Origin of the sequence: Paraburkholderia haematera, from assembly GCF_905220975.1 — a bacterium.
Classification (GTDB): domain Bacteria; phylum Pseudomonadota; class Gammaproteobacteria; order Burkholderiales; family Burkholderiaceae; genus Paraburkholderia; species Paraburkholderia haematera.
The window spans coordinates 243,836-266,474 of sequence record NZ_CAJNBK010000002.1; the positions used below are offsets into that span (position 1 = coordinate 243,836).

Below are 22,639 nucleotides of genomic sequence, written 5' to 3' on the forward strand. Positions count from 1 at the left end.
CGACGAGCACGGAGTGCGAGACGGGAGGCATGACTGCCTTGTCACATACGCCGAATGTGCGAGAACACAGATTCCAGATGCACCACTACCGCGACTGCGCGGGGGACCCGCTTATAAGCTGGCGGTGTGAGCCGCTTTCTTTTGCCTACTTTTCTTTGCGGCAGGCAAAGAAAAGTAGGTGCCCCCCCGCACAGGGGGAACACAAATAGACCAATAACAAATCAAGAAAAGGCCAAAGCCATCAAACAGCAACCCGCTCCTCATCACCATTCAGAGCAACATCAAAAAACCGCCCTTGAGCATCACCACTAACCCGTGCGTAAGCACGATTAACCCCGCTAATAACAGCCCGAATAGACGCAGTCACTAAATTAGCATCGATGCCAACCCCAAAAGCACTCCCAGCCACATCAACCCCGGCCATCTCGGCCACAGCCACAGCGCGCGCATCGGCGCCTTGAGCCAAAGCCCGTTCCTCATAGTGCTGAATCCGCACCGGCACACCAATCGCATGCATCAACGCATCAAGCGGCCCATTCCCTTCACCGGTCAATACGCGCCGCGAGCCATCAATCTCGACAGTCAGCTTGATATGCTCACGCCCGTCGGATTCAGACAAACTATGCCCAACATAGCGAATCGGCGCGGCACTCTCCACATACTCCTTCTGGAACAATTCCCAGATCTGCGAAGGCGTCACTTCCTGCCCGCTATCATCGGTATAGCGCTGCACGGCAGAACTAAAGTCGACTTGCAGCCGGCGCGGCAAAACAACCCCATAACCCTGCTCGAGCAGGTAAGCAATCCCACCCTTGCCCGACTGACTATTCACACGAATCACTGAATCATAAGTACGCCCAAGATCGCTCGGATCAATCGGCATATACGGCACTTCCCAAACCGCATCCGGCTTCTGCACGGCAAACCCCTTCTTGATCGCATCCTGATGCGACCCGGAGAACGCGGTGAACACGAGATCGCCGACATACGGATGACGCGGATGCACCGGCAACTGCGTGCATTCCTCGGCGGTACGCGCGACTTCATTGATATTCGAAAAATCGAGCTCAGGATCGACACCCTGGGTGTACAGGTTCAACGCAAGCGTCACGAGGTCGACATTGCCGGTGCGTTCGCCATTACCGAACAAACACCCTTCGATACGATCCGCTCCCGCCATCACCGCCAGTTCAGCGGCAGCCACCGCAGTGCCCCGATCGTTATGCGGATGCACCGAGACGATCAACGAATCGCGACGCGCGAGATTGCGATGCATCCATTCGATCTGATCCGCGTAGACATTCGGCGTGGCCATTTCCACGGTAGCGGGCAAATTGACAATCGCCTTGTGTTCGGGCGTCGGCTGCCAGATATCGAACACGGCGTCGCACACTTCCTTGGCGAATTCGAGTTCGGTGCCGCTGAACACTTCCGGGCTGTATTGCAGCGTGAAGTGAGTTTCCGGCGCGGCGTCGGCGAGACGCTTCATGGTGCGCGCGGCATTTTGCGCGAGTTCTTTCACGCCGCTCTTTTCGAGGCCGAAGACGATGCGGCGAAATTCCGGCGCGGTGGCGTTGTACAGGTGGACGATGGCGCGCGGCACGCCACGCAAGGACTCGAAGGTGCGTTCGATCAGATCGTCGCGGGCTTGCGTCAACACTTCGATCGTGACGTCGTCGGGGATATGGCCGCCTTCGATCAGCTCGCGTACGAAATTGAAATCGGTTTGCGAGGCGGACGGAAAGGCGACTTCGATTTCCTTGAAGCCGATCTGCACCAGCGTCTTGAACATGCGCATCTTGCGTTGCGCGTTCATCGGCTCGAACAGCGCCTGATTGCCGTCACGCAGGTCGGTACTCATCCAGATCGGCGCGCGCGTGATGGTGCGCGACGGCCACTGGCGGTCCGTCAAATTGATAGGCTTGAACGAGTGATACTTGGTAGCGGGGTTCTTCAACATTTTCATCATCCTTGGGATCGATCAACCTGGTGTCGACCGGACGACGAAAAGACAAAGCATGGCCGCCGGTCGGAAACCGGGGCTGGGTCAGTTACTGGGGAATTGAGCGGTGCTTCGGGTGTTTCAGACGGAAGCGCGCAGCAGCAGACCTAGCCCGGTAGAGCGGGCTAGTAGTAGCGATAGGATGGTCTGGGCGCGGTACATAGTGCGCAATAGGAACATATTATCGGGACTGCGTCAAGCGTGGTGCGGCCAGGCGCGTCGCTGAACGACGGGGCTCATCGCGGCCGGCGTGCGCTAAAACCTGAGCCCGTCACGCCTGCTACCTGGGTTTGACGAAACGCAACGTCATGCGATCCGATTCGCCGATCGCTGCGTATTTCGCCCGATCGACGTCGTGGCCTTCATACGTGGGTGGCAGCGACCACACGCCGTGCGGATAGTTTTTCGTGTCGCGCGGATTGCTGTTCACCTCGGTTTGACCGGCCAGTTCAAAACCTGCCGCGCGCGCGTGTTCGATGACATAGGCTTCGGTTACATAGCCGCTGTCGATGGTCTGTTGCAAGGAAGTGCCCGGCGCCGCGCGATGTTCCTCGACACCCAGCATGCCGCCCGGTTTAAGGGCCGCGTAGAAGGCGCGCAGATTCGCGTCGATCTCGCCGTCCTTGATCCAGTTGTGGATATTGCGGAAGGTCAGCACCTGGTCGACGCTGCCGTCGGCCGGAAAGCCGCTGAACCGGCCCGCGCGCAGCGTGCCGACCACCACATTGCCGTAGAGAGCCGGCGTGGCTGCCAGCTTGCGCGCGAATGAGGTCCGGCCGGCCTGCTCCTCTGCCGACAACGCGGCGTCCGGGCTGTCGTATTGCGCCTCGTACAGTTTGCCGTGGTCGTGCAAATAGGGCGCGAGTATTTCCGTGTACCAGCCGCCACCCGGTGCGATCTCCAGCACGGTTTGCGAGGACGCCACGCCGAAGAATTGCAGCGTTTCCTTCGGATGGCGGTAGACATCGCGTGCGCGGTTCCTGTCGCTGCGTTGAGGCCCGGAAATTGCGGCATCTAGCGAGGCTGAATCGGCCGCCGTGGAGGACGTCGACGTCGCGGGGGCGGCACACGCGGCGAGCAGCAGCGCCGCGCTCAGGACCGCGAGCGTGGCACGCAGCGCGCGGGTTTGGGCAGTGGAGTGAGGGTTCATGGCAGCCATTATCGGGCGCGATCCGCCTGGAAAGAAATCGTCTATCGGCATAACGATATGCGCCTGCGGTATTTGCCATGGATTGCCGAACAACACGGAGGCGCCTGGTTACGGCTCGCCGCTCGCGCGCCCACCTGTGCTCAGCCGCCAATGCCCGTGAACCGACGTTCGCGCGGGCGACGTCAGGTCGTGCCGCACTGCGCGTTTCATGTCAGGCTCAGAGACCGAACACCACCCGCAGCGTATCGTTCTGTACGATGACAGACACGCCAATGACCAGCAAAATCAGCGGCAGCAGCGCGGTACCGTAGCGGCGGATCGGCGCGCCCAGTAACGGATGCTCCACCAGCCACACCGCGCCCGCGCACCAGATGCCGATCATGGCGACGAACACCAGCGAGATGAACATGCCTTCGCTGCACGAATGACTCGCATACAAGGGCACATAGACAGCGAGATTGTCCGAGCCATTGGCGACCGCCACGCACGCCACTGTCCACCATGACGAGCCCGCGGCGTCGGTAGTCGGCGTGGCTGGTGCACGCGTGTGCGCCGTGGCTTGTGCATTTTTGTCCTGATCCGGGGTGCCCGGGCGAAAGCGCGTCCACGCTTTGCCTAGGCCCACGGCGACCGGCAAGATGCCAAGCAGACCGACATAGCCGGTGGGTAACCGCGTCAGCAATGCCGCGAGCAGAAGCGCCCCCACAATCAGGGCCAGCGAACCGGCAAACTGCCCGGCGATCACGTGACGCCGCCGGCCGCCTGCTTCCGCAAGGAAGGCGAGCAGCACGAAAAGATTGTCGATATTGGTGGCCGCGTAAGCCGCGACGGCGAGTAGGGCAAGGCTGAACATGCGGGAAAGCCGGTCAATGCACAGTGGGAAAACGGATCTGCACCCATGAAGCAGGCCCAGCCGGACAGGCGGCAGCGCGCCGGAGGCATGGCGGCCGGTCAACACGATGCCGATGGATGGCGTCGCGGTCAAGCTGCCTCTTTGGCAAGGCGTCGCCGTCGATCCATCTCTTTGTCTTGTGCGATGTGTGCGCCCCGCGGTTCGGCAGGTTCGCGGGCGGTGACGTTCTGTGCTTGTTTCTGTGCTTGTGTCTGCGCCGCCCCGTGGCCGGTGCGATGCCGATCCATGAGCCCGTAAGCTACAATTGCCGACGGCTTGAAAAACGGAACATCAATGAAGATTCGGATTCTCTCTATCGCCTGCATGACGACCGCTGCCGCGTTGCTGGCAGCCTGCACGGCCGTCTACAAGAACTCGGATGCATGCGAGCAGTTGATGCGAAGCAAGCTGGCCGAATCGTCGCCGGATACGCTGAAGATCAGCCATACGGGCGCCGGCATCGACGGTTCGCGGGTGGTCGTCGAAGGGGCGATCGAGCATCTCGTGACGGCTTCGGAGGCTGCGACCGCCTCGGCTGCTTCGGCTGCTTCGGCGGCCGCTTCCGCCGCGCACGCGGCGAATGCCGCGCCCCGCGAGGCCTCGGGCGTGCGTGCGGCTTCGGCGGTCTCGGTGGCTTCCGCGGCTTCGGAGGCTGCGACCGCCTCCGGCGTGACGGCCGGCGCGGCCTCGGGTGCTTCGGCAGCTTCGGCGAGCCTTGCTGCGTCGGGGGCCGACGCAACCGCGCTCAAATCGGCCAAGCCGAAGAAAACCCGCACAGCGGCGGCTGCCGAGTGCACGTTCCATGGCTCGACGCTTAGCGTTTTCAACTGGTTGGCACCGGCAAAGCTCGTCAAGCCGGCCGATGAAGCCGCCAAAGCCACCGAGTAGCATCTTCTGCCGCGCCTGCTGCGGCGCGGTTGGCGCCCCTCAGGTACTTCATGCCGTGCTCAACGAACACGGCATGTTCCGGCTAACGCAAGACCGAATCTTAAGCCGCCCCGTTCGCGTGGCGGCTTTTGTTTTGGCGCAGCAGTTCCATCACACTTTCACCGAACGCCTGCGGCCGCCCTTCGAAGCAGCGTCGCACGGCTTGCGTATCGATCAGGCGCTGCCGCAATGCGGTACGCTCGTCGTGCTGGTCGATCATGCGCACGGCTGCGGCGATGTATGCCTCGACGCTGTCTGTGGTGGTCCACGACGGCATGCCCACGCGCTCGAACAGCGCGCCGTCGATCTGCTCGAACACTTCCGGCCCGCGTTTGCAGACGCCGGGCAAGCCGAGTGTCAACGCATCGACGATACCGTTGGTATTGCCGAACGGAAACGGGCTGAGGAACAGGTCGGATTGATTGACGCGCGCCAGATAGGCGGCGTAGTCGTGAAAGTCGTGCACGACGGCGCCCGGCACCGCACGCGTGATGACGTCGCGCAGACGGTCGAACGGCAGACCTGACGGCACGCCGGTCATGAAGTGAAACTCGACGGGTGTCGCGGCGCGTTCGCCGATCGCACGGCAGGCGTCGAGAAAACCGGGATTGAGCTTCATCGCACTGGCCGTGATAACGACCTGCAGCGTCTCGCGCCGCAGCGGAGTCTGCGCGACGATGTCCGGCAGCGCGACAGAGGGGCGGTACGGCTGCCCGTCTTTCGGCAGCTTCATCAGCTGTTCGCTGAAGCAGGCCGGGTCGCCGACATAATCTTCTTCGACGCTGATGTAGTCGATCCTGTCGGAATGCGTGGTGGCGGGATGGCCGAGTGCCGCGATCTGCAGCGGTGCGATGCGCAGGTTGGACATGAATACCGTCAGCACGAACATGCCGACGCTCGGCATGTACAACACGTCCGGCTGCTCGGCCTCGGCGAAGTCGCGAATCGTCTTCAGGCACTCGCCGATGTAGTCCGGCTGCTCCAGTTCGATGAAGCGGTCGAAGACGTTCCGTCCCACTTCGTCGGCGGCGTAACCGAAGCCGAAACCCACCACCTGGAAATGTTCGCGCGCGGCTTCGAGCGTGCGCGAGTGCGTGCGGTAGATCGAATGGGCGCCGGTGAACCACTCCAGCACAACCACCATCAAGGGCTTCTTGCCACGCCGCGGTTTGCCTTTGGCAGGCACAGGCCTGGGTGCGGGCAGGTCGGTCAGGCCGAGTTGCGCGAGCTTGCGGCGTACCAGCACATTGATGTCCTGCTTGATCGCATGCCGCCGCGGCGTATCGGCATAGCTGCAGAACATATAGGCGTTGTGCAGCACGGCCGACGGCAGATCGTCGAGGTCGTCGATCTGCTGCAGCTTGCCGGGCAGCCACTCCAGCAGCGCCTCAAGCTTGAGCTGCGCGCTCGGCGAGCCCTTGAAGCTCGGCGCCAGCAAAACGAGGGCAAGACAGGCCGCGGTGGTTTTGTCGTACGCCCAGAGCGCGGCAAAGTCGAGTTCCAGTTCGGACTCGGTCGAATAGAGCACACATAGCTTCTCGATGAAGCTGTCTCCCGGCAGAAACTGTGCATCCGCCGGGCCACGGGGATTCAGGTAACGGATAACGTGGTCCGCGTTACCTGACGCGGTGGCTGAGAACAGCATGCCGATCCATTCGTGCAGCGTGAGGAGCAATCTGAAGTGCTCGTTGGGCAGCCGAAAATCCGGGTCGGCGAACAACGTGGACACCGCGCTTGTCAGGCGCGTGCAGAAACGTTGGCGTTGCTCTTCGGCAGACAAGCCGGTCATGCCCGAAGCCTGGAAGCTTGCGTCAAGTTCGCCGCGCGTATGTTGGAGCATTGCGAGTGCGGCGATGAGCTGGGCTGAAGCCCGGCCATGCTGTCGCGTATAAACGAACTGCTCGAAGTGATCGAGCGAAAAAATGAGTTCCATCGTTTGACTATTGTTAGATATGCAGGACTAACGATATCGAGATGACGCTAGCCGGAACCGACGATTATTGCAGTCAGGGCGTATCAAATAAGCCCGGGATGAGGATTTGGGAATTTTCCGCGCGGAAAAATCCGATCGGCTTGTAGGATTTGTTCTGATTCGGCGCGGGAGTTCGAGCCTTGATAGGCGGGGAATGTTCAGGCGCTCGATTTAGGTGCTCAATCGAACCCGCCCAACGCCGCTGTCTGCGCAAGGCGGATTCCCGGCATCGATCACTCAGAACGCGTAATACGGACCCGGGCCGGCCGAGGTTGCGCGCGACGCGATCGCCGTATAGACCCGCCGTCCAAAAAAGAACGGCAGGCCCCAGCCGAAGCTGTTGCCGGCAATCCCGGCCAGATTGTTGAACGCGTTATTCGACGATGCGAACAGCGCGCGCGAATTGCCGATCGCAAAGGACACCGTGTTCGACGCACCATCGGTCCCCACGATCGAAGCGCTTGCCGTTTGCGTCGAGCTGGGACAGTACCAGTACCCGCATTGCGGCAGTTGACTGCTGTTGAAGAAGAGCGCGTTCGAGCCGCTGTCGAGGTAGCTCAGCGTGTATGTCTGGCCGGCGCTGCTGGTGACCACATACCCGGTGGCCTGATTCGCCTTGACCACGCTTGCGCCGCCAAGCGTGTTATTCGCCTGGGTGCCGATGCCGAAGATCAGCGAGCCTGACACGCTGGCCGCGCCGGCGTCGGCGATTGCCGGCAGGTCGATCACCACGCCGTTGTTGTCCAGTGCGAATCGGCTGACTGGATTGGTGACCTGTTGCGCCAGCGCTTGCGCACTCGCGAGGCAGGCGCCAGTGGCGTCGCAGCTGTAATACCACCGGGGCAGAGCGGTATTGACGCAACCGCTGCCGCAGTCGGCTGAGAACAGGCCCACGCCGAGAATGCCGTTGGCGCGCAGGCTCGCGACGGTCAGCATCGACGGGCCGGAGCCGGCGCAATCGGTCGGCACGTTGGGCAGCGTGGGGTCGGCAATCAACTGGATCGGCATCGAAGCGGCCAGCTGGCCGGCCATCCGCACGTCCGCGTTGCGCACCGCCCCCCACGCATACCCGCCGCCGAATACCGCGCACTCGCCAGTCACGCCGCTGCCTGAACTCACCGCCGCGAGCGAGAGGCTGGCCGGCAGCGCGGACGCGAGAATCCGCAGGCCGTTCGAGCCGGTGTCGACCTGAATATTGTCGATCGTCGCGCAATTTCCGGTGCCGGGCTGGCAGACGGTGACGCTGGTCGTCAGCATGTTGCGCGTCAGGCCGGGCGCGGTGCTGACTGCAATCGGCTGCACGTTCGGGGTGTTCGATTGCGGCACTGGGACGGCTGTGCTGGAGACGGCGCCCCCGGACGGCGTGCCGGCGCCGGGTGAGTTCGCGGCGTTCGGGCTGCTGGCCGGGCTGGCCGCCCCTGCCTGCGATGAGGCGGTGGTGCTGCCGCTGCCGCCGCCGCAACCGGCGAGTGCCGCGCTGAGGAGGAGCAGGGCATGGAGGTGAGAGGAGGTCGTCATGAGTTTGTCCGCGATCGGATCGTCGAGGCGTTGTCTTGATAGCGTGCGTGCGCGCGGCGGCAGCGGAAACTCAGCGGAAATCGCCTGCCGTGACGCCTGGCGGCAAGGCCGCTGGCAGCCACGCACGTCCCACGTAGCCACGCATCGGACCGCCGGATTCCACAATCACGTCCGGGCGAATCACCCGCGAGGCGTGCAGGTTGCCGTCCGGCGCAGACGCGGCGGCACCCGTGCGGTAGGAGTCGGCGTACTGTCCCAGCAGCGCGCGCAGATCCGGCATGGTCGGGCCTTGCCACGTGTAAGCGATGATCTGGCCGGTTTGGGTCGCGTACTCGTTGATGGTCGTATTGCCCGCATCGGTCAGCGTGCGTAGGCGTAAGGCGCCGTTCAACAGGGTTTGGGGCGCCGCGATCGTCGAATCCGCCTGGCTGGGCATCGTGCCGCCCAATTCGGCGCGCGCGTCGGTGCCGGCACACAGCACGGCAACCACCATGACCGAGGCGGCAAGGGCCGGTGAAAAGGAAGGATTTGGCATGGCAATCTGTCTCGTTATTGGAAAACCCGGAACGCCCAGGCTTTTTTGAGAAGTCGAATTCAAGATAACACTCAGGTTTCCTGATCGTTGCCAGGAGCGGGGCGCGGCGCCTCAGCTAATCTTGAAAATAGGGTGTGACGGGGTTGGGAAGTGTCTTTTAAAACAATGATCTGACGATGAGGCGGGGCATGTCCGACAGACGTTTGGGAAGTGTTGTGAACTGTTAAATTTGCCGCTGGGATAGAGGATTGCTGTCGTGAAGCGGGGGGCCTTTCAGCAACGGGAGGCGCGCGCCGTGCGGCGATGCATGGGTAATCGAGGCCGTTCGCCGCAGCGCGTGTTTGGCTGGCGGCGCGCTGCTCAATTCATGGGCAAACCCCGGTTTTTGCACATGTCTCCCCGGGATCGGTAAAATGTTGGGTTGATCCACGGAAACTTGCCGTGGCGTAGCGGAAGGATTCCCCGAACATGACTGATCTTCGTCTTACCAAGCGGTTTGCAGTAATGCTGATGGCAGGCGGTCTGGTCGCCGGCTGCGGCACCTCGTCGCCGACCAAAATCGACTACAAAAGCGACTCGAAATCGAAGCAGGTGTCACTTGCTGTACCGCCGAACATGATCGATGAGACGGCCGATCAGCGTTCGTTGCCCCCGCAAGGCGGCGAAACCTCGCTGTCCACGCTCAAGCAGGTCCAGGCTCAGGCACCGGCTGCCAACACCCTGACGGTGGTGCCGCCGGTGAACGGCATGCATATCCAGCGCGACGGTACGGAAAGCTGGCTCGTGATCGACAATAAGGCGCCCGACCAGGCCTGGGCGCAGGTTCGCCGCTTCTGGCAGGAGCAGGGTTTCCTGCTGGTAGTCGACCAGCGCGACAAGGGCGTGATGGAAACCGACTGGAATGAAACGCACGCACAGATTAACGACGGCCTGATTCGCGACACGCTGTCCAAGGCAATGGGCAACAGCTACGTGAGCTCGGAGCGCAACAAGTACCGCACGCGTCTCGAAGCGGCGCCGAACGGCGGTACCTATGTGTTCATCAGCCAGAAGGGCCTGCGTGAGGCCATCACCGGTACGAACAACGATTCGACCAAGTGGGAAGCCAAGCCGAACGATCCGGGCCTTGAACAGGAATATCTGAAGCGGTTGATGGCAGCGCTGGCGCTGGCCGATTCACGCACGAAGTCGGGCGATACGCAAAGCGCCGGGCTTTCACCGGCGGGTGCGCAAACGGCGCCGAACGCGGCTACGGCGGGTACGAAGTCGGCGGCTGCGGCCACGGCGGCGCAAAATGTCGCGCTGTCGGCGCAATCGCCGATGCCGGATGACTCGGCGAACAACACGTCGGCGCAGTTCTCGTCCACCGAACTGACGCTTGGCGAGCCGTATGACCGTGCGTGGCTGCGTGTGGGCCTCGCGCTCGACCGCAGCAACTTCACCGTTGACGATCGCGACGCGAGCCGTGGTTTGTACTTCGTCCGCTATGTCGATCCGAAGGATCTGACCTCGGTTGAACAGGGCTTCTGGAGCCAGGTGTTCCACGGCAAGAAGGAAAAGGTCGCCAAGCAGTATCTCGTGAACGTCCGCGCGGTGACGCCTGACCAGACCCGTGTGGCGGTGGTCGACGACAAGGGCGCGATCGATCAGAGCCCGCAGGCCAAGCAGATCATGAGCCTGATGGTCGACCAGTTGCACTGAACGAAGGTGTAGCAAGCAGCGAATGCTGTCTGAAAACCCGCCCGGCATGCAGCCGGGCGGGTTTTTTTACGCCCGCGTTTCGTCCTTCGTGCCGCGAGCCGTTTGACCGTCGCCATGGTGCGCACGTGTTTTGCTTTCCGTCTGAAACACCGGTATGAACCGGCGCTCAACGGGGAGATGGCTATGTTCGATGTGATTCCTTACTGGATGTGGGCGGCGAGCCTGCTGGTCCTGGCGCTCGTCTGCGGCGCAGCCCTGGAGCCGCGCAAAACGCGGCGGCCAATGGGTCTGCGGGTCAGGCATACGGCTTCGCAACGCACGAAATGGCCGGTGCCCTGATGTCAGACTCGCTTCAAACGCATGAAGCGCGACTGCGCGGCCGCCGCTTTGCGGCCGCATGTAACGTGACGTTACCCCGGTGACGTAACTCGCAAAACCCCCTCCGCCAATCCTGCCAATACCCTTTCGTGTCAAAAAACGGCAATAAAAATCAATAGCTTGCGAACAATTTCTCGTGAAATTGTATAACTGGCACGCAAGCTGCTTTTAAAGACTCATGGGGCCGGATTCGTAACATCCGACGTGAGCTTGCGGCGAGTTTCAAATCGGCGATTCCCAGACCCTTTCTGCACCGGCGAACGAACCGGTGCTTAGCCCGATGATGGCCGGCGCGCGTGGCGCGCGGCCTCGGTGGCCCCGTCGCCTATCCTCGTAGGGCGACGGTTTCGCCCGCACTCCAACGGAGTGCGGGCTATTTTTTTGGGTGGTCGGAATGGGTTGTCAAGCGGGTTGTCGAGACCCGGACGCGGCCAGCGGTGCCGGACAGGAAAACGGCGACGCTGAAGGAAGCGTCGCGCGAAACGGCCTACAGGGTGGCTTACGAAGCGGCGTACCGGTGCCGGCGCAACGCTCGTCAGGGCGAGAACCCGATTGGCCGAACGTAACGGGTGAGGCGGTTCTCAGGTGTCGGCGCGGCGCGGTCCGACCCAAGGCAGACGTTTGATTACACCGGTGGCAAGCGCGGTGCCGACGAGAATCACCCCACACCCTTCCAGCATGCCCGGCGACACGGTTTCGCCGAGAAACAACGCGCCCCACAGAATGCCGAAGATCGGAATCACGAAGGTGACCGTAATCGCGCGCGCCGGCCCGACCACTGCGATCAGATGGAAGAACAGCATGTAGGCGACGCCGGTACATGCAACGCCCAGCGCGATGACCGCGCCCCACGCGTGCAGCGAGATCGGCGCAGCCGGCCAGTAGATGACGGCGAGAGGCAGCAGCACGATGGTGGCGCCGGTCATCGTACCGGTCGCAACGGTCAGGGCGTCGACACCCGTCAGATGGCGTTTCGTGTAATTGGCGGCGATGCCGTAAAGCAGCGTGGCGCCGAGCGCGGCGGCGGCCGCGAGCGCGGTGCTCAACGGTGTGGCGGCCGAGCCGTTCGGCGCGGCGATCTGGTCCCACACCAGCATCAGGACGCCGAGGAAGCCGATCACGAGACCGACCGTGCGCAGCGCGCTCAGGCGGTCGCGCAGCCATAGAAAGCCGACGAGTGCGCCCCACAGCGGCGTGCTCGCGTTGATCACGGATGTCACGCCCGCCGACAGCGTCAGCTCGGCATACGCGAACAGGCAGAACGGCGCCGCTGAATTCAGAATGCCGACCACCAGTAGCGGAAAGGCGCGCGTGCGCAGGATCGTCGCGGACTGGCGCATTGGCCGCCGCGCAATCAGCACGATGGCGAGGAAGAGTGCGCCGATGCCGACACGCAACGCCATCAGCGGCGCAACGCCGAAGTCGGTCACGCCGACGCGAATAAACAGAAACGAGGCACCCCATAGGGCAGCGAGGATCAGCAGTTGCAGCAGGTTTTTGGCATTCATTGTCGTGGCGCCGCGCGCGGTTGAGTCGAGACGCATGCGCATCGTAGCAGCGCGAGCGCAGGAAACGTTTCAGGTTGGAGTGAAACGGCAAGATGTGGGAGATGAACGGCGTCTGACAGTCGCCATCGTAAGCGCGATCGAGCCGGCTGCAAAACGAGCAATTCTCACGCTGATGTGAGAAAAATTGCGAGAAACGGGTGGCCCGAAGGAGCGCGCCCGCCGATTCACATCATGCCGGTGTCAATCAACTGATCGAATCCACCGCACGCGCTGCCGCATCAAGGAATGGGCAAGCGCATGCGGTTACGCCGACGGGTGAACGCACACCTCAGTGCGGAATCATCCCTTGCAGGACGTTCTGCTGCAGCCACACCAGCACGCCGAGGATCACGGTCAGCAGAATCGAATGCTTGAAGGTCTTGGCGAACACCACACCTTCCTTGCCTTTGAGTTCGGTTGTCGCCACGCCGGTCGAGATGTTTTGCGGCGAAATCATCTTGCCCATCACGCCGCCTGACGAATTGGTCGCCGCCATCAGGATCGGGTTCAGGTTCAGCTGATGGGCCGCCACCACCTGCAGGTTGCCGAACAGTGCGTTGCCCGAGGTGTCGCTGCCGGACAGGAACACCGCGACCCAGCCGAGGAACGCCGACACCAGCGGAAAGAACGGCCCGACCGAAGCAGCGCCGAGTCCGAGCGTGTAGGTGAGCCCCGAGTAGTTCATCAGATAGGCGAGGGCGACGATGGTCGCCACCGTCAGAATGGCGATGCGCGTCTGGACCCACGTGTCGACAACGGCTCTGCCCAGTTCGCGGACTCCCAGACCTGTCACGAGCGACGTGATGAGGGCCGCCACCAGAATCGCCGTGCCGGTGGCAAGCGGCTGGAAGTCCCACACCGCGCCGTACGGCGTGTTGTACAGGGTGATGAACACGGCCTTGTCGAGGCCCGGCCACGGTACCTTGACGTCGCCAATCAGGAAGATTTTGGCGATAGTCCAGACGATCACCACGGCCGAGACGATGATCCACGGGTACCAGCCCTGGCCGCCGCTGATCTTGCCGCGTACTTCGCCCACGCGATCGATGTTGATCGCGAATTTGGGATCGACCGCGGGCTTCCATACACGCAGGAACGCGATCGTCAGGATCAGCGAGACGAGCGACGACAACACGTCAGTCAGACTGTAGTTGACGTAGTTCGCCGTGACGAACTGGGTCAGCGCGAAGCTCGCGCCCGACACCAGCAGTACCGGCCACACGCGCAGCATGTTACGAAATCCCGCATACACGGCGATCACGTAGAACGGCAGCAGCAAGGCGAAAAACGGCAGCTGCCGTCCGACCATCTTGGCGAGCGAGTCGGCCGGCAGGTGCGTGACCGCGCCGAGCACCGTGATCGGTACGCCAAGCGCGCCGAACGCGACCGGGGCGGTATTGAAGATCAGCGTAAAGGTGAGCGCTTCGAGCGTGGGGAAGCCGAGCAGGATCAGGAGCGAACTGGTGATCGCGACGGGTGTGCCGAAGCCGGAAATCCCTTCGAATAGTGCGCCGAAGGAAAAGCCGATCACGACCAGCACGACGCGGCGGTCGTTCGGGAGGTTATCGATCATCCACATGCGGAAGGCCGCGAAGCGGCCCGAGCGCTGCGAGATGTTGTAGAGCAGGAGGGCAGTGAACACGATCCACATCACCGGCCAGCAGGCAAACACCGCACCGTTGGCGACCGAGGCGGCCGCGAGTCCGACTGGGAATTGCCAGACGAAGATCGCCACGATCAGCCCGACAATCAGGCCCGCGAGCGATGCCTGCCAGGCCGGCCGGCGCGCCCAGCCAAGCAGCAGCAACACGGCGATGATCGGCAAGGCGGCGACGAGGAACGACAGTAGTAGCGAATTGCCAACCGGAGTGAGTAGTTGGTGAAACATCACGTCTCCTTCGTTGTTGTTCGAAATCGACGCGGGACTACGCACTACGGGGCGCGTCGCTCGGGCAGGACGGATGGGCGCCGGCGGCGCGTCGACGACGTGCCGGGTCGCTTATTTAAACAAATACTGCGCGTGGCTTTCCCAAGCATAGGGCCAGATTGGGGCGCGTCAAGGAGGGAAAGTACGGGCAGGTCCGCGAGCGATTCGGAAGTGAAATTCAGTGCCAGTGGCCGTGGCCTCCCCAGCCATGGCCGCCGCCCCAGTAACCGCCAAAACCGAAGCCGATCGAGACCGACGGCCCATACCAGCCGGGGTAGCCGTAATAAGCCGGATACACCGGCGGTGGATAGTAGGCGGGATAGGCGGGCGCAACGTAGACGGGCGGGGCGGCTGCCACCGCATAAGCGGGCGGCGGGTACTGCTGGGTATTCTGGGCCCGCTGCGCTGCCTGTGAATCGGGCGGCCCTACCTGCACGTCCTGTTGCGTCGCGCCTGCGGGGACCGTGGCGTAATACGGATAGTAGCCGCCCGGATAGTAACCATAGGGGTAATAGCAACCGGACAACGTCAGCACGCAGACCGCACTGGTGAGCGCAAGCCCCGTTCGCGAAATACGTGGGAAGCGGCGCGGCAGCCGCTGGCTAATCGTGCCGGCTGTGTTGATGATGCGGGACTTCATGACGCGCTCCTGTTTGAATCGGACGCCGCCATCCGGGGGCGTATTGGCTTGAGCTTACGCCCCCCTCGCGCCAACAGGATTGCAAAACCGTAACGGCTTATTTCACGTCATTGCACAGCAATTTGCCGCCTTTTCAGGAACGCGTTGGTGGCGCTTACTTGCCGACCTGATTACCGATAATGCCGCCTGCCGCCGCACCGCCAATCGTCGATAGTGCGTTACCGCCGATCAGCGCGCCTGCCGCGCCGCCGACACCCGCGCCGATGGCTGTATCGCGTTGCCGCGTGGTCATGCCGTCACACGCCGCGAGACTGGCGACAACCGCGACGATTGCCGCGAGCGTACCGAGTTGACGAATCGATTTCATGATGCTGACTCCGTTCATTGTGTCTGAAAATGTTTGCGTGGAAATGGACAGTTCACCCCCGTCCTTACATCGGATGTTATCGCCGCAGCCCGTATCCAGGTGTGTTGGCTTGTCAGCGAATTGTAGGTTTCGTAATAAAGTGTTTCCCATCGGCCAGCATGCCGCGTGCCCGCCCGCGCAGAAATGCAAAAGCCCGCCAGTGGCGGGCTTCGGTACTGCAATGCGGTGATGCGTAAGGCTCGAACGGCGGGCGTGTACTGCGGCGCCCGCGGTTCCGACCCTTACTGCCGCTGATAAATCTCAGCGCCTTTCTTCATGAATTCGATCGACTTCACTTCCATGCCTTTTTTCAGCGCGTCGTCGTCGGAGAGGCCTTGTTGGGCTGCGAACTCGCGCACGTCCTGGGTGATCTTCATCGAGCAGAAGTGCGGGCCGCACATCGAGCAGAAGTGCGCGACCTTGGCCGAATCCTTCGGCAGCGTTTCGTCGTGGAATTCGCGAGCCTTGTCCGGGTCGAGACCGAGATTGAACTGGTCTTCCCAACGGAATTCGAAACGCGCCTTCGACAACGCATTGTCACGCACCTGCGCGCCAGGATGGCCCTTCGCCAGATCGGCGGCGTGCGCGGCGAGCTTGTACGTGATGATGCCGGTCTTGACGTCGTCCTTGTTCGGCAGACCCAGGTGTTCCTTCGGCGTGACGTAGCAGAGCATCGCCGTGCCGAACCAGCCGATCATCGCAGCGCCGATGCCCGATGTGATGTGGTCGTAGCCCGGAGCGATATCGGTCGTCAACGGTCCCAGCGTGTAGAACGGCGCTTCGTCACACCATTCCAGTTGCAGGTCCATGTTTTCCTTGATCAGCTGCATCGGCACGTGGCCGGGGCCTTCGATCATCGTTTGGACGTCGTGCTTCCACGCGATCTGCGTGAGTTCGCCGAGCGTCTTCAGTTCGCCGAGTTGCGCTTCGTCGTTCGCATCGTAGATCGAGCCGGGACGCAGGCCGTCGCCGAGCGAGAAGGCCACGTCATACGCCTTCATGATTTCGCAGATGTCTTCGAAGTGCTCGTACAGGAAGCTTTCCTTGTGGTGAGCGAGGCACCACTTCGCCATGATCGAGCCGCCGCGCGAGACGATACCCGTCATGCGTTTCGCCGTCAGCGGCACGTATTGCAGACGTACGCCCGCGTGAATCGTGAAGTAGTCGACGCCTTGTTCGGCCTGTTCGATCAGCGTGTCGCGGAAGATTTCCCACGTCAGGTCTTCCGCCTTGCCGTTGACCTTTTCGAGCGCCTGATAGATCGGCACCGTGCCGATCGGCACCGGGCTATTGCGGATGATCCACTCACGCGTTTCGTGAATGTGCTTGCCGGTGGACAGATCCATCACCGTGTCGCCGCCCCAGCGGATCGCCCACGTCATCTTGTCGACTTCTTCGCCGATGGAGGAGGTCACCGCCGAGTTGCCGATGTTCGCATTCACCTTCACGAGGAAGTTACGGCCGATGATCATCGGCTCGCTTTCCGGGTGGTTGATGTTGTTCGGGATGATCGCGCGGCCGCGTGCGACTTCTTCGCGCACGAATTCTGCCGTGATTTCCTTCAGGCCGTCGGGACCGAAGGCGCTCGCGCCGAACGCCTGGCCCGGATGCTGGCGGCCCATCATCGCGGCGAGCTTTTCGCCGTTCGGGCCGCTCGTCTTCAGGCTTTCCAGATACGCGGCGCGTTGCTGGTTCTCGCGAATCGCGATGTATTCCATTTCCGGCGTGATGATGCCGCGACGCGCGTAGTGCATCTGCGACACGTTCTTGCCGGCGACGGCGCGGCGCGGCGTGCGGTGCAGGCCCTGGAAGCGCAGTTCGGCGGTGGCGGTATCGGCGGCGCGTTCGCGGCTGAAGTCGCTCGACAGACCCGTTAGCGCTTCGGTGTCGCCGCGCTCTTCGATCCAGGCTTGACGCAGCGCGGGCAGACCGGCGCGGATGTCGATTTTCGCTTCCGGATCGGAGTAGGGACCCGACGTATCGTAGACATAGACCGGCGGATTCTTCTCGCCGCCAAAGCTATCCGGTGTATCGGCCTGCGAAATCTCGCGCATCGGCACGCGAATATCGGGGCGCGAGCCGGTCACATAGACCTTGCGGGAATTCGGCAGCGGCGCGACAGCGGCGGCATCGACGTGGGCGTCGGCGGAAAGGAACTTCGGGTTGGCGTTCATGCATATCTCCGTGCATAGCAATGTGGGGCGGCTAAGCAGGAGACGAGATGGAAGTTGTCGGAAATCGCGAGAGATGAAACGTTAGACCAGGTGCGAAATCCGTACGCTTCCCTGCGCTGGCATTATCCAGATCAGGTTCAAAGGGTATTTCTCACCCACGCAACACGGACCTCCAACCTCCGTGCGACGCAGGACCCCCGCGTTAGCAGCGCACACAATACACCGCCCGGGCGTTGCTTGGCAACCCGTCTTGAAAAAGTCAGATGTCGGAGATAACGCCGGCCAGCCACGCACTATTCTTATTGTGATAGGGCTGCCGGGAATGATGCGGCGCAGCAGTTCCGCGTCGCGAATGCGCTTCGCTTACAGCGTGAAATCGTCGGCGGCTTCGGGCTGGAACAGGATCTTTTCGAGCTTCAGCACTTTTTCCGTGCCGCTCGGCGGCGTGAAGCGGACGCGTTCGCCGCGTTTGGCGCCAAGCAGCGCAAGGCCGAGCGGCGAGAACACGTTCAGGCGGCCCTGCGCGAAGTCGGCATTGGGCGGATAGACAAGCGTCCAGGTCATCTGCTCGCCGCTGGTTTCGTCGACCAGTGTGGCTTGCGAATTCATCGTGACGACGTTCGCAGGGATGTCGCGCGATTCGACGATCACGGCGCGTTCGAGGACGTCGTCGAGCATGTCTTGCAATTTGGCGTCGGCGCCGGGCGCGGCCGCGTGTTTTTCAAGACGGGCGACGTCGAGCTCGGTGAGGTAACAGGGTTTCGTCTTTTTCATGACGGGTTCTCCAATTCGATCTGCATTTAGGGGGACAGCGTGCGGATGAGATCGGCCCGGAGCCCGACAACGCGGCCCCGGTCATGGAAGGGAGCTGCGTCAGATCGGGCGCCGGGCGGCGGGAAGCGGGAGCGTTCGGGACGGCTGGCCGGCATAAGGCGTCGCGATGTCCGCGCGCACGCAACCGGTTGCGCGGCGGGGGCGCAAACGGGTGAGGACACGGGTGAGCGGAAAGCGCATCGGGTAGCCGGCAGATAACGAAAAGTGTTGGGGAGCGCGCCGGAAAGAAAGCTTAATCGACGCGATCGAAAGGAGAATGTTAGCACGGGCGTGACATCTCTTTAATCGCCGCCGTGAGATGCCGTGCACACGCGGTGCGGCGTGTTCAGATCGCATAGGGACGTTCAAGGGCGCGGCGGCGCTGCCGTTAATCCGTCTGTAGGGGCGGCCGTTGCCCAGTCGAGCGACCGGCGGCGGGCGGCGCGTCAATGGCGCGGTGCGATTCGGGACGGCTTGAGGAGAGGTGCTGATGAAAACGGGAACAGGGCGGTTTGTGGCACTCGGTACGGTAGCGGCGATGGCCGCGCTGGTTGCGGCGCCGATGCCGGCAGTGGCCGCGAGCGGTGGAACGATCAATTTTTCGGGCGCGATCGTGGCGCCGCAACTGGCGATTTCGGCGGCCCCGGCTTCCGCTCGGGCCGAAGCACGTGTCGCTGCGGCCGGCGGACGGCTCGCGCAGACCGGTTCGGCGGTCGCGCTGACTTTCAGCGCGGTGCCGGGCGTGGCGGCGGGGGCCGACGTTGCGCTTCAGGTGGGCAATGGCGCGACAGCGCGCGATACGCTGGCCGAGCGTTTTGTCGATAGCAGTGGGCGCGTGTTTCGCCCAGCCAGCGATGGTCACTACCGGGTTGGCCGCGATGGCGGGGTGTTGTCGCTTGCACCGAAGCAAGCCGCGCAGGATACCCGGGTGACGGTTGTCATGAGCTACGATTGAAGCAGGCTCCGCGGGGCGCTTTGGGGCAGTTCGCCCGCAAGCGTACAGACACGCCGCATCCCGCGGAAATCAACATCCTGGAACGGTCGCGACCGTAGGCGAACCACCTCAAAAAAATAAAATTCAGAACCGGCTGTCATAAGTGGTCCCGTGGTTCGACAAACGTGCAGATCCTGATGGAGCACGCCATGCAAACCGCACGAACCCGCCACGCCAATCGGTACGCCGCCCGCGCAATCGCGCTGGCCGTCGCGTTGACGACCCTCTCAGCCAGTGGCCTCGCAACCGCCGCCGGCGCCGTATGCGAGTCGCACAGCCCATCCCATCGCGTCGCGTTAGTGGAGCTCTACAGCAGCGAAGGCTGCAGCAGCTGCCCGCCGGCCGACAACTGGTTGAGCCAGTGGAAAAACAGCGGCGCAACCCAAAGCATCGTGCCGTTGGCCCTGCATGTGGACTACTGGAATAGCCTCGGCTGGACCGACCGCTTTTCGCAGCATCGCTTTACCGAACGTCAGCAAACCCTTACCGATCTCGCCGGCGGCCACACCATCTACACACCTGAGATCTTCGTATCAGGACGCGAACTGCGGAGCTGGTCGCAAAGGGACAGTTTTCAGAGCCGCATCGGCAAGGTCGTCGCCGAACCGGCTCAGGCGAACGTGGCGCTTGAACTGAAACCCCAGGCGAAGGGCGCCTTCAATGTCGATGCGCAATTCACCAGCAAGGCGGCAAACGCAACCGGCCCGCTGAATGCCTACGTGGCGGTCTATCAGAACGCGTTGAACTCGCAAGTCGGAGCCGGGGAAAACAGCGGCGCAACGCTGCATCACGAACGTGTTGTGCGGCAATGGATCGGCCCCGTGCCGCTCGTTGCCGGTAACGCGCAAATCCGCCGCGATGTCCGCATCAACGATGCCGACGCCAACGCGCCTGCCGACACCTTCGGCGTCGTGGCATTTGTTGAAAACGCGGCGACCGGCGACGTGTTGCAAGTCGGCGAACTGGCCCTCTGCAACTGATCGCGCGACGACCTCGCAGCGCTTCCCCTTTCATCGGAGATTTTCATGGCAACGCCTCATGCTCTCAGCGAAACCGCTCCGCCCGCCACGCCGAAGAGCGGCACGATTCACCCGGTGTGGGTGCGCCTCACGCATTGGCTCAACGCACTCGCGGCCATCCTGATGATGCTGTCCGGCTGGCGCATTTACGACGCGTCGCCGATCTTCAAAGGCTTTATGTTTCCCACGGGAATCACGTTGGGCGGCTGGCTCGGCGGCGCGCTGCAATGGCACTTCGCGGCGATGTGGCTGCTCGTCTTCAACGGCCTGCTGTATCTCGCGCTGAACCTGGCAAGCGGGCGCTTCGTGCGCAAGTTCCTGCCGGTCTCGCCGCGCGCCGTGCTGCACGACTTCATCGCCGCGCTGACCGGCAAGCTCTCGCACGCCGATCTGCGCGTCTACAACGCGGTGCAGAAATTCGCTTACCTGTTTGTCGTCTGCGATCTGATCGTGCTGGTGCTCTCGGGCCTCGCGATCTGGAAATCCGTGCAGTTTCCGCTGTTGCGCGAATTGATGGGCGGCTACGACAACGCACGCATCGTCCACTTCTGCGCCATGTCGCTCATGGCTGCGTTCATCGCCGTGCATCTGGTGATGGTGGCGCTCGTGCCGCGTTCGCTGCTGGCGATGCTGCGCGGACGCTGAGCGGCTGATTCACGGATAGGCAAAGCTTAAGGACATCGAATCATGACCCGACCCGATACAAAACCCGACCGAACGCTCGCCCCTGTGCCTGGCAATAAGCTCGACCGCGAATCGATCCTGATCGACGCACGGCGCGAACTCGCGATGCCGTCACGACGTCTGTTCGGCAAGCGGCTTCTGACGCTCGGCGGCCTGTCGATGCTGACCGGCTGCTCGCTGACCGACGACAAATCGGTCAACGCATTCCTGACGGCCGTGTCGCGCCTGAATGACCGCGCGCAAGCCGCACTGTTCGATCCGAAGCAACTCGCGCCGACCTACACCGAGGCGCAGATCACGCGGCCGTTCCCGTTCAATGCGTTCTACGGTATCGACGACGTGCCCGATGTCGACGCTTCCGACTACAAGCTGAAGATCAGCGGCCTCGTCACCGGTCAGCGTGTCTGGACCTTGCCCGAGCTGTACGCATTGCCGCACGCCGAACAGATCACGCGCCATATCTGCGTGGAAGGGTGGAGCGCGATCGGCCGCTGGGGCGGCACGCCGTTTGCTGATTTTCTACAGCGCATCGGCGCGGACACGAGCGCGAAGTACGTCGGCTTCAAATGCGCCGACGACTACTACGAAAGCATCGACATGCCGACCGCGCTGCATCCGCAAACGCTGCTCACGTTCTCCTACGACGGCGAACGTCTGCCCGCGAAATACGGCTTCCCGATGAAGCTGCGCATGCCGACCAAGCTCGGCTACAAGAATCCGAAGCACATCGTCGAGATGTTCGTCACCAACACGTTCCCTGGCGGCTATTGGGTCGACCAGGGCTACAACTGGTTCGGAGGCTCCTGACGCGCGCGGGTCGGTGCGTGCAATGACGGACGCGCGACCCCGGGCGGCAGAAGCTTCGGAAGTACCCGGCATCGGTTAGAGGCCGGATTAAATTGATCCATAACGAAACGGAGTCATCCCATGAAAAAGTTCGCAATCGCAGCAGTGGCCGTCGCTCTCCTCACCGGCGGTGGCGCCGCGTTCGCTCAGGCAAGCGGCGCGATGTCCAACGATGCAATGTCCAAGGACACGATGTCGAAGGATTCGATGTCCAAAGACACCATGTCGAAGGACAGCATGAAGAAGGACACCATGAAGCACGACACGATGAAAAAGGGCAGCGACGCGATGGGCATGAAGCACGAAGCATCGGGTGCGATGGCCAACTGAGCGGTGCCAATGATGCTGTGCGCATAACTTGAGGGCCGGTTTCACCCGTAAGGCGAGAACCGGGGATGCGTCCCCGGTTTTTTGTTGTGTGCGTGCAAAAAAGTTACGATTCTTTCAGCCGGCGCGGTGGGCGCTTACTGCATAATGCGGCGTCGCGTCAGACGTTTTGGCGCGTGTTAGCCGT

20 protein-coding genes and 1 riboswitch are annotated in these 22,639 nt (G+C 62.4%); of the genes, 8 read left to right on the forward strand and 12 right to left on the reverse strand.

The genetic code is table 11. The annotated features are described in order from the left end of the window. Positions 1–241 precede the first annotated feature (241 nt). The 3 genes from leuA to KHO23_RS05495 all read right to left on the reverse strand — a co-directional run bounded on the left by leuA (position 242) and on the right by KHO23_RS05495 (position 4,005). Complete coding sequence (gene leuA / locus KHO23_RS05485; protein WP_211610022.1) at positions 242–1,960, reverse strand: 2-isopropylmalate synthase; 1,719 nt, start codon at positions 1,958–1,960, stop codon at positions 242–244. 322 nt (positions 1,961–2,282) lie between these two features. Beyond that, on the reverse strand, positions 2,283–3,161 hold the full coding sequence (locus KHO23_RS05490; RefSeq protein WP_211610023.1) for a class I SAM-dependent methyltransferase: 879 nt from the start codon (positions 3,159–3,161) through the stop codon (positions 2,283–2,285). Positions 3,162–3,369: 208 nt separating this feature from the next. Continuing rightward, the gene (locus tag KHO23_RS05495; RefSeq protein ID WP_211610024.1) at positions 3,370–4,005 is read right to left on the reverse strand and encodes a cadmium resistance transporter; all 636 of its coding nucleotides are present in this window, start codon (positions 4,003–4,005) and stop codon (positions 3,370–3,372) included. A 333-nt stretch (positions 4,006–4,338) separates the two neighbouring features. Between KHO23_RS05495 and KHO23_RS05500 the strand changes: the two genes are divergently transcribed. Then, a complete protein-coding gene (locus KHO23_RS05500) occupies positions 4,339–4,932 on the forward strand; it encodes a hypothetical protein (RefSeq protein ID WP_211610025.1) in 594 nt (197 codons plus the stop codon). A gap of 100 nt (positions 4,933–5,032) precedes the next feature. Here KHO23_RS05500 and KHO23_RS05505 read toward each other — a convergent pair whose 3' ends face one another. The 3 genes from KHO23_RS05505 to KHO23_RS05515 form a co-directional block, all read right to left on the reverse strand. After that, on the reverse strand, positions 5,033–6,904 hold the full coding sequence (locus tag KHO23_RS05505) for a glycosyl transferase family 1 (RefSeq protein ID WP_211610026.1): 1,872 nt from the start codon (positions 6,902–6,904) through the stop codon (positions 5,033–5,035). A 276-nt stretch (positions 6,905–7,180) separates the two neighbouring features. Beyond that, the gene (locus KHO23_RS05510) at positions 7,181–8,461 is read right to left on the reverse strand and encodes a DUF3443 domain-containing protein (protein WP_211610027.1); all 1,281 of its coding nucleotides are present in this window, start codon (positions 8,459–8,461) and stop codon (positions 7,181–7,183) included. 70 nt (positions 8,462–8,531) lie between these two features. Then, the gene (locus KHO23_RS05515) at positions 8,532–8,996 is read right to left on the reverse strand and encodes a DUF2844 domain-containing protein (RefSeq protein WP_211610028.1); all 465 of its coding nucleotides are present in this window, start codon (positions 8,994–8,996) and stop codon (positions 8,532–8,534) included. 468 nt (positions 8,997–9,464) lie between these two features. Here KHO23_RS05515 and bamC point away from each other — a divergent pair, with 468 nt between their 5' ends. Both bamC and KHO23_RS05525 read left to right on the forward strand, forming a co-directional pair. Continuing rightward, entirely contained in the window at positions 9,465–10,697 is a 1,233-nt protein-coding gene (bamC, locus tag KHO23_RS05520; RefSeq protein WP_211610029.1) for an outer membrane protein assembly factor BamC, read from the forward strand. Positions 10,698–10,799: 102 nt separating this feature from the next. Beyond that, complete coding sequence (locus tag KHO23_RS05525; protein ID WP_211610364.1) at positions 10,800–11,036, forward strand: hypothetical protein; 237 nt, start codon at positions 10,800–10,802, stop codon at positions 11,034–11,036. 620 nt (positions 11,037–11,656) lie between these two features. On the opposite strand, the gene KHO23_RS05530 is transcribed toward KHO23_RS05525, so the two are convergent. From KHO23_RS05530 to KHO23_RS05555, 6 genes are all read right to left on the reverse strand, one after another. After that, a complete protein-coding gene (locus KHO23_RS05530; RefSeq protein WP_236066724.1) occupies positions 11,657–12,583 on the reverse strand; it encodes a DMT family transporter in 927 nt (308 codons plus the stop codon). Between the two features lie 328 nt (positions 12,584–12,911). Further along, positions 12,912–14,510, reverse strand: a complete 1,599-nt coding sequence (locus KHO23_RS05535) for an L-lactate permease (protein WP_211610031.1) — start codon at positions 14,508–14,510, stop codon at positions 12,912–12,914. A 217-nt stretch (positions 14,511–14,727) separates the two neighbouring features. Continuing rightward, on the reverse strand, positions 14,728–15,189 hold the full coding sequence (locus KHO23_RS05540; protein ID WP_211610032.1) for a hypothetical protein: 462 nt from the start codon (positions 15,187–15,189) through the stop codon (positions 14,728–14,730). Positions 15,190–15,343: 154 nt separating this feature from the next. Then, complete coding sequence (locus KHO23_RS05545; protein WP_211610033.1) at positions 15,344–15,556, reverse strand: glycine zipper 2TM domain-containing protein; 213 nt, start codon at positions 15,554–15,556, stop codon at positions 15,344–15,346. A gap of 281 nt (positions 15,557–15,837) precedes the next feature. Further along, entirely contained in the window at positions 15,838–17,769 is a 1,932-nt protein-coding gene (thiC, locus tag KHO23_RS05550; protein WP_211610034.1) for a phosphomethylpyrimidine synthase ThiC, read from the reverse strand. A 90-nt stretch (positions 17,770–17,859) separates the two neighbouring features. Next, positions 17,860–17,978: riboswitch (TPP riboswitch) on the reverse strand. A gap of 154 nt (positions 17,979–18,132) precedes the next feature. Further along, a complete protein-coding gene (locus KHO23_RS05555; protein ID WP_211610035.1) occupies positions 18,133–18,543 on the reverse strand; it encodes a GreA/GreB family elongation factor in 411 nt (136 codons plus the stop codon). A gap of 529 nt (positions 18,544–19,072) precedes the next feature. Between KHO23_RS05555 and KHO23_RS05560 the strand changes: the two genes are divergently transcribed. From KHO23_RS05560 to KHO23_RS05580, 5 genes are all read left to right on the forward strand, one after another. Further along, a complete protein-coding gene (locus KHO23_RS05560) occupies positions 19,073–19,537 on the forward strand; it encodes a hypothetical protein (protein ID WP_211610036.1) in 465 nt (154 codons plus the stop codon). A 188-nt stretch (positions 19,538–19,725) separates the two neighbouring features. After that, a complete protein-coding gene (locus KHO23_RS05565) occupies positions 19,726–20,556 on the forward strand; it encodes a DUF1223 domain-containing protein (protein WP_211610037.1) in 831 nt (276 codons plus the stop codon). Positions 20,557–20,601: 45 nt separating this feature from the next. Next, positions 20,602–21,240, forward strand: a complete 639-nt coding sequence (locus tag KHO23_RS05570) for a cytochrome b/b6 domain-containing protein (RefSeq protein ID WP_211610038.1) — start codon at positions 20,602–20,604, stop codon at positions 21,238–21,240. A gap of 42 nt (positions 21,241–21,282) precedes the next feature. Next, positions 21,283–22,086 (forward strand): molybdopterin-dependent oxidoreductase, encoded by an 804-nt coding sequence (locus KHO23_RS05575; RefSeq protein WP_211610039.1) that lies wholly within the window; start codon positions 21,283–21,285, stop codon positions 22,084–22,086. A gap of 120 nt (positions 22,087–22,206) precedes the next feature. Then, positions 22,207–22,455 carry a pentapeptide MXKDX repeat protein gene (locus tag KHO23_RS05580; RefSeq protein ID WP_211610040.1) on the forward strand — a complete coding sequence of 83 codons (249 nt, stop codon included), beginning with the start codon at positions 22,207–22,209 and terminating at the stop codon, positions 22,453–22,455. Positions 22,456–22,639 lie beyond the last annotated feature (184 nt).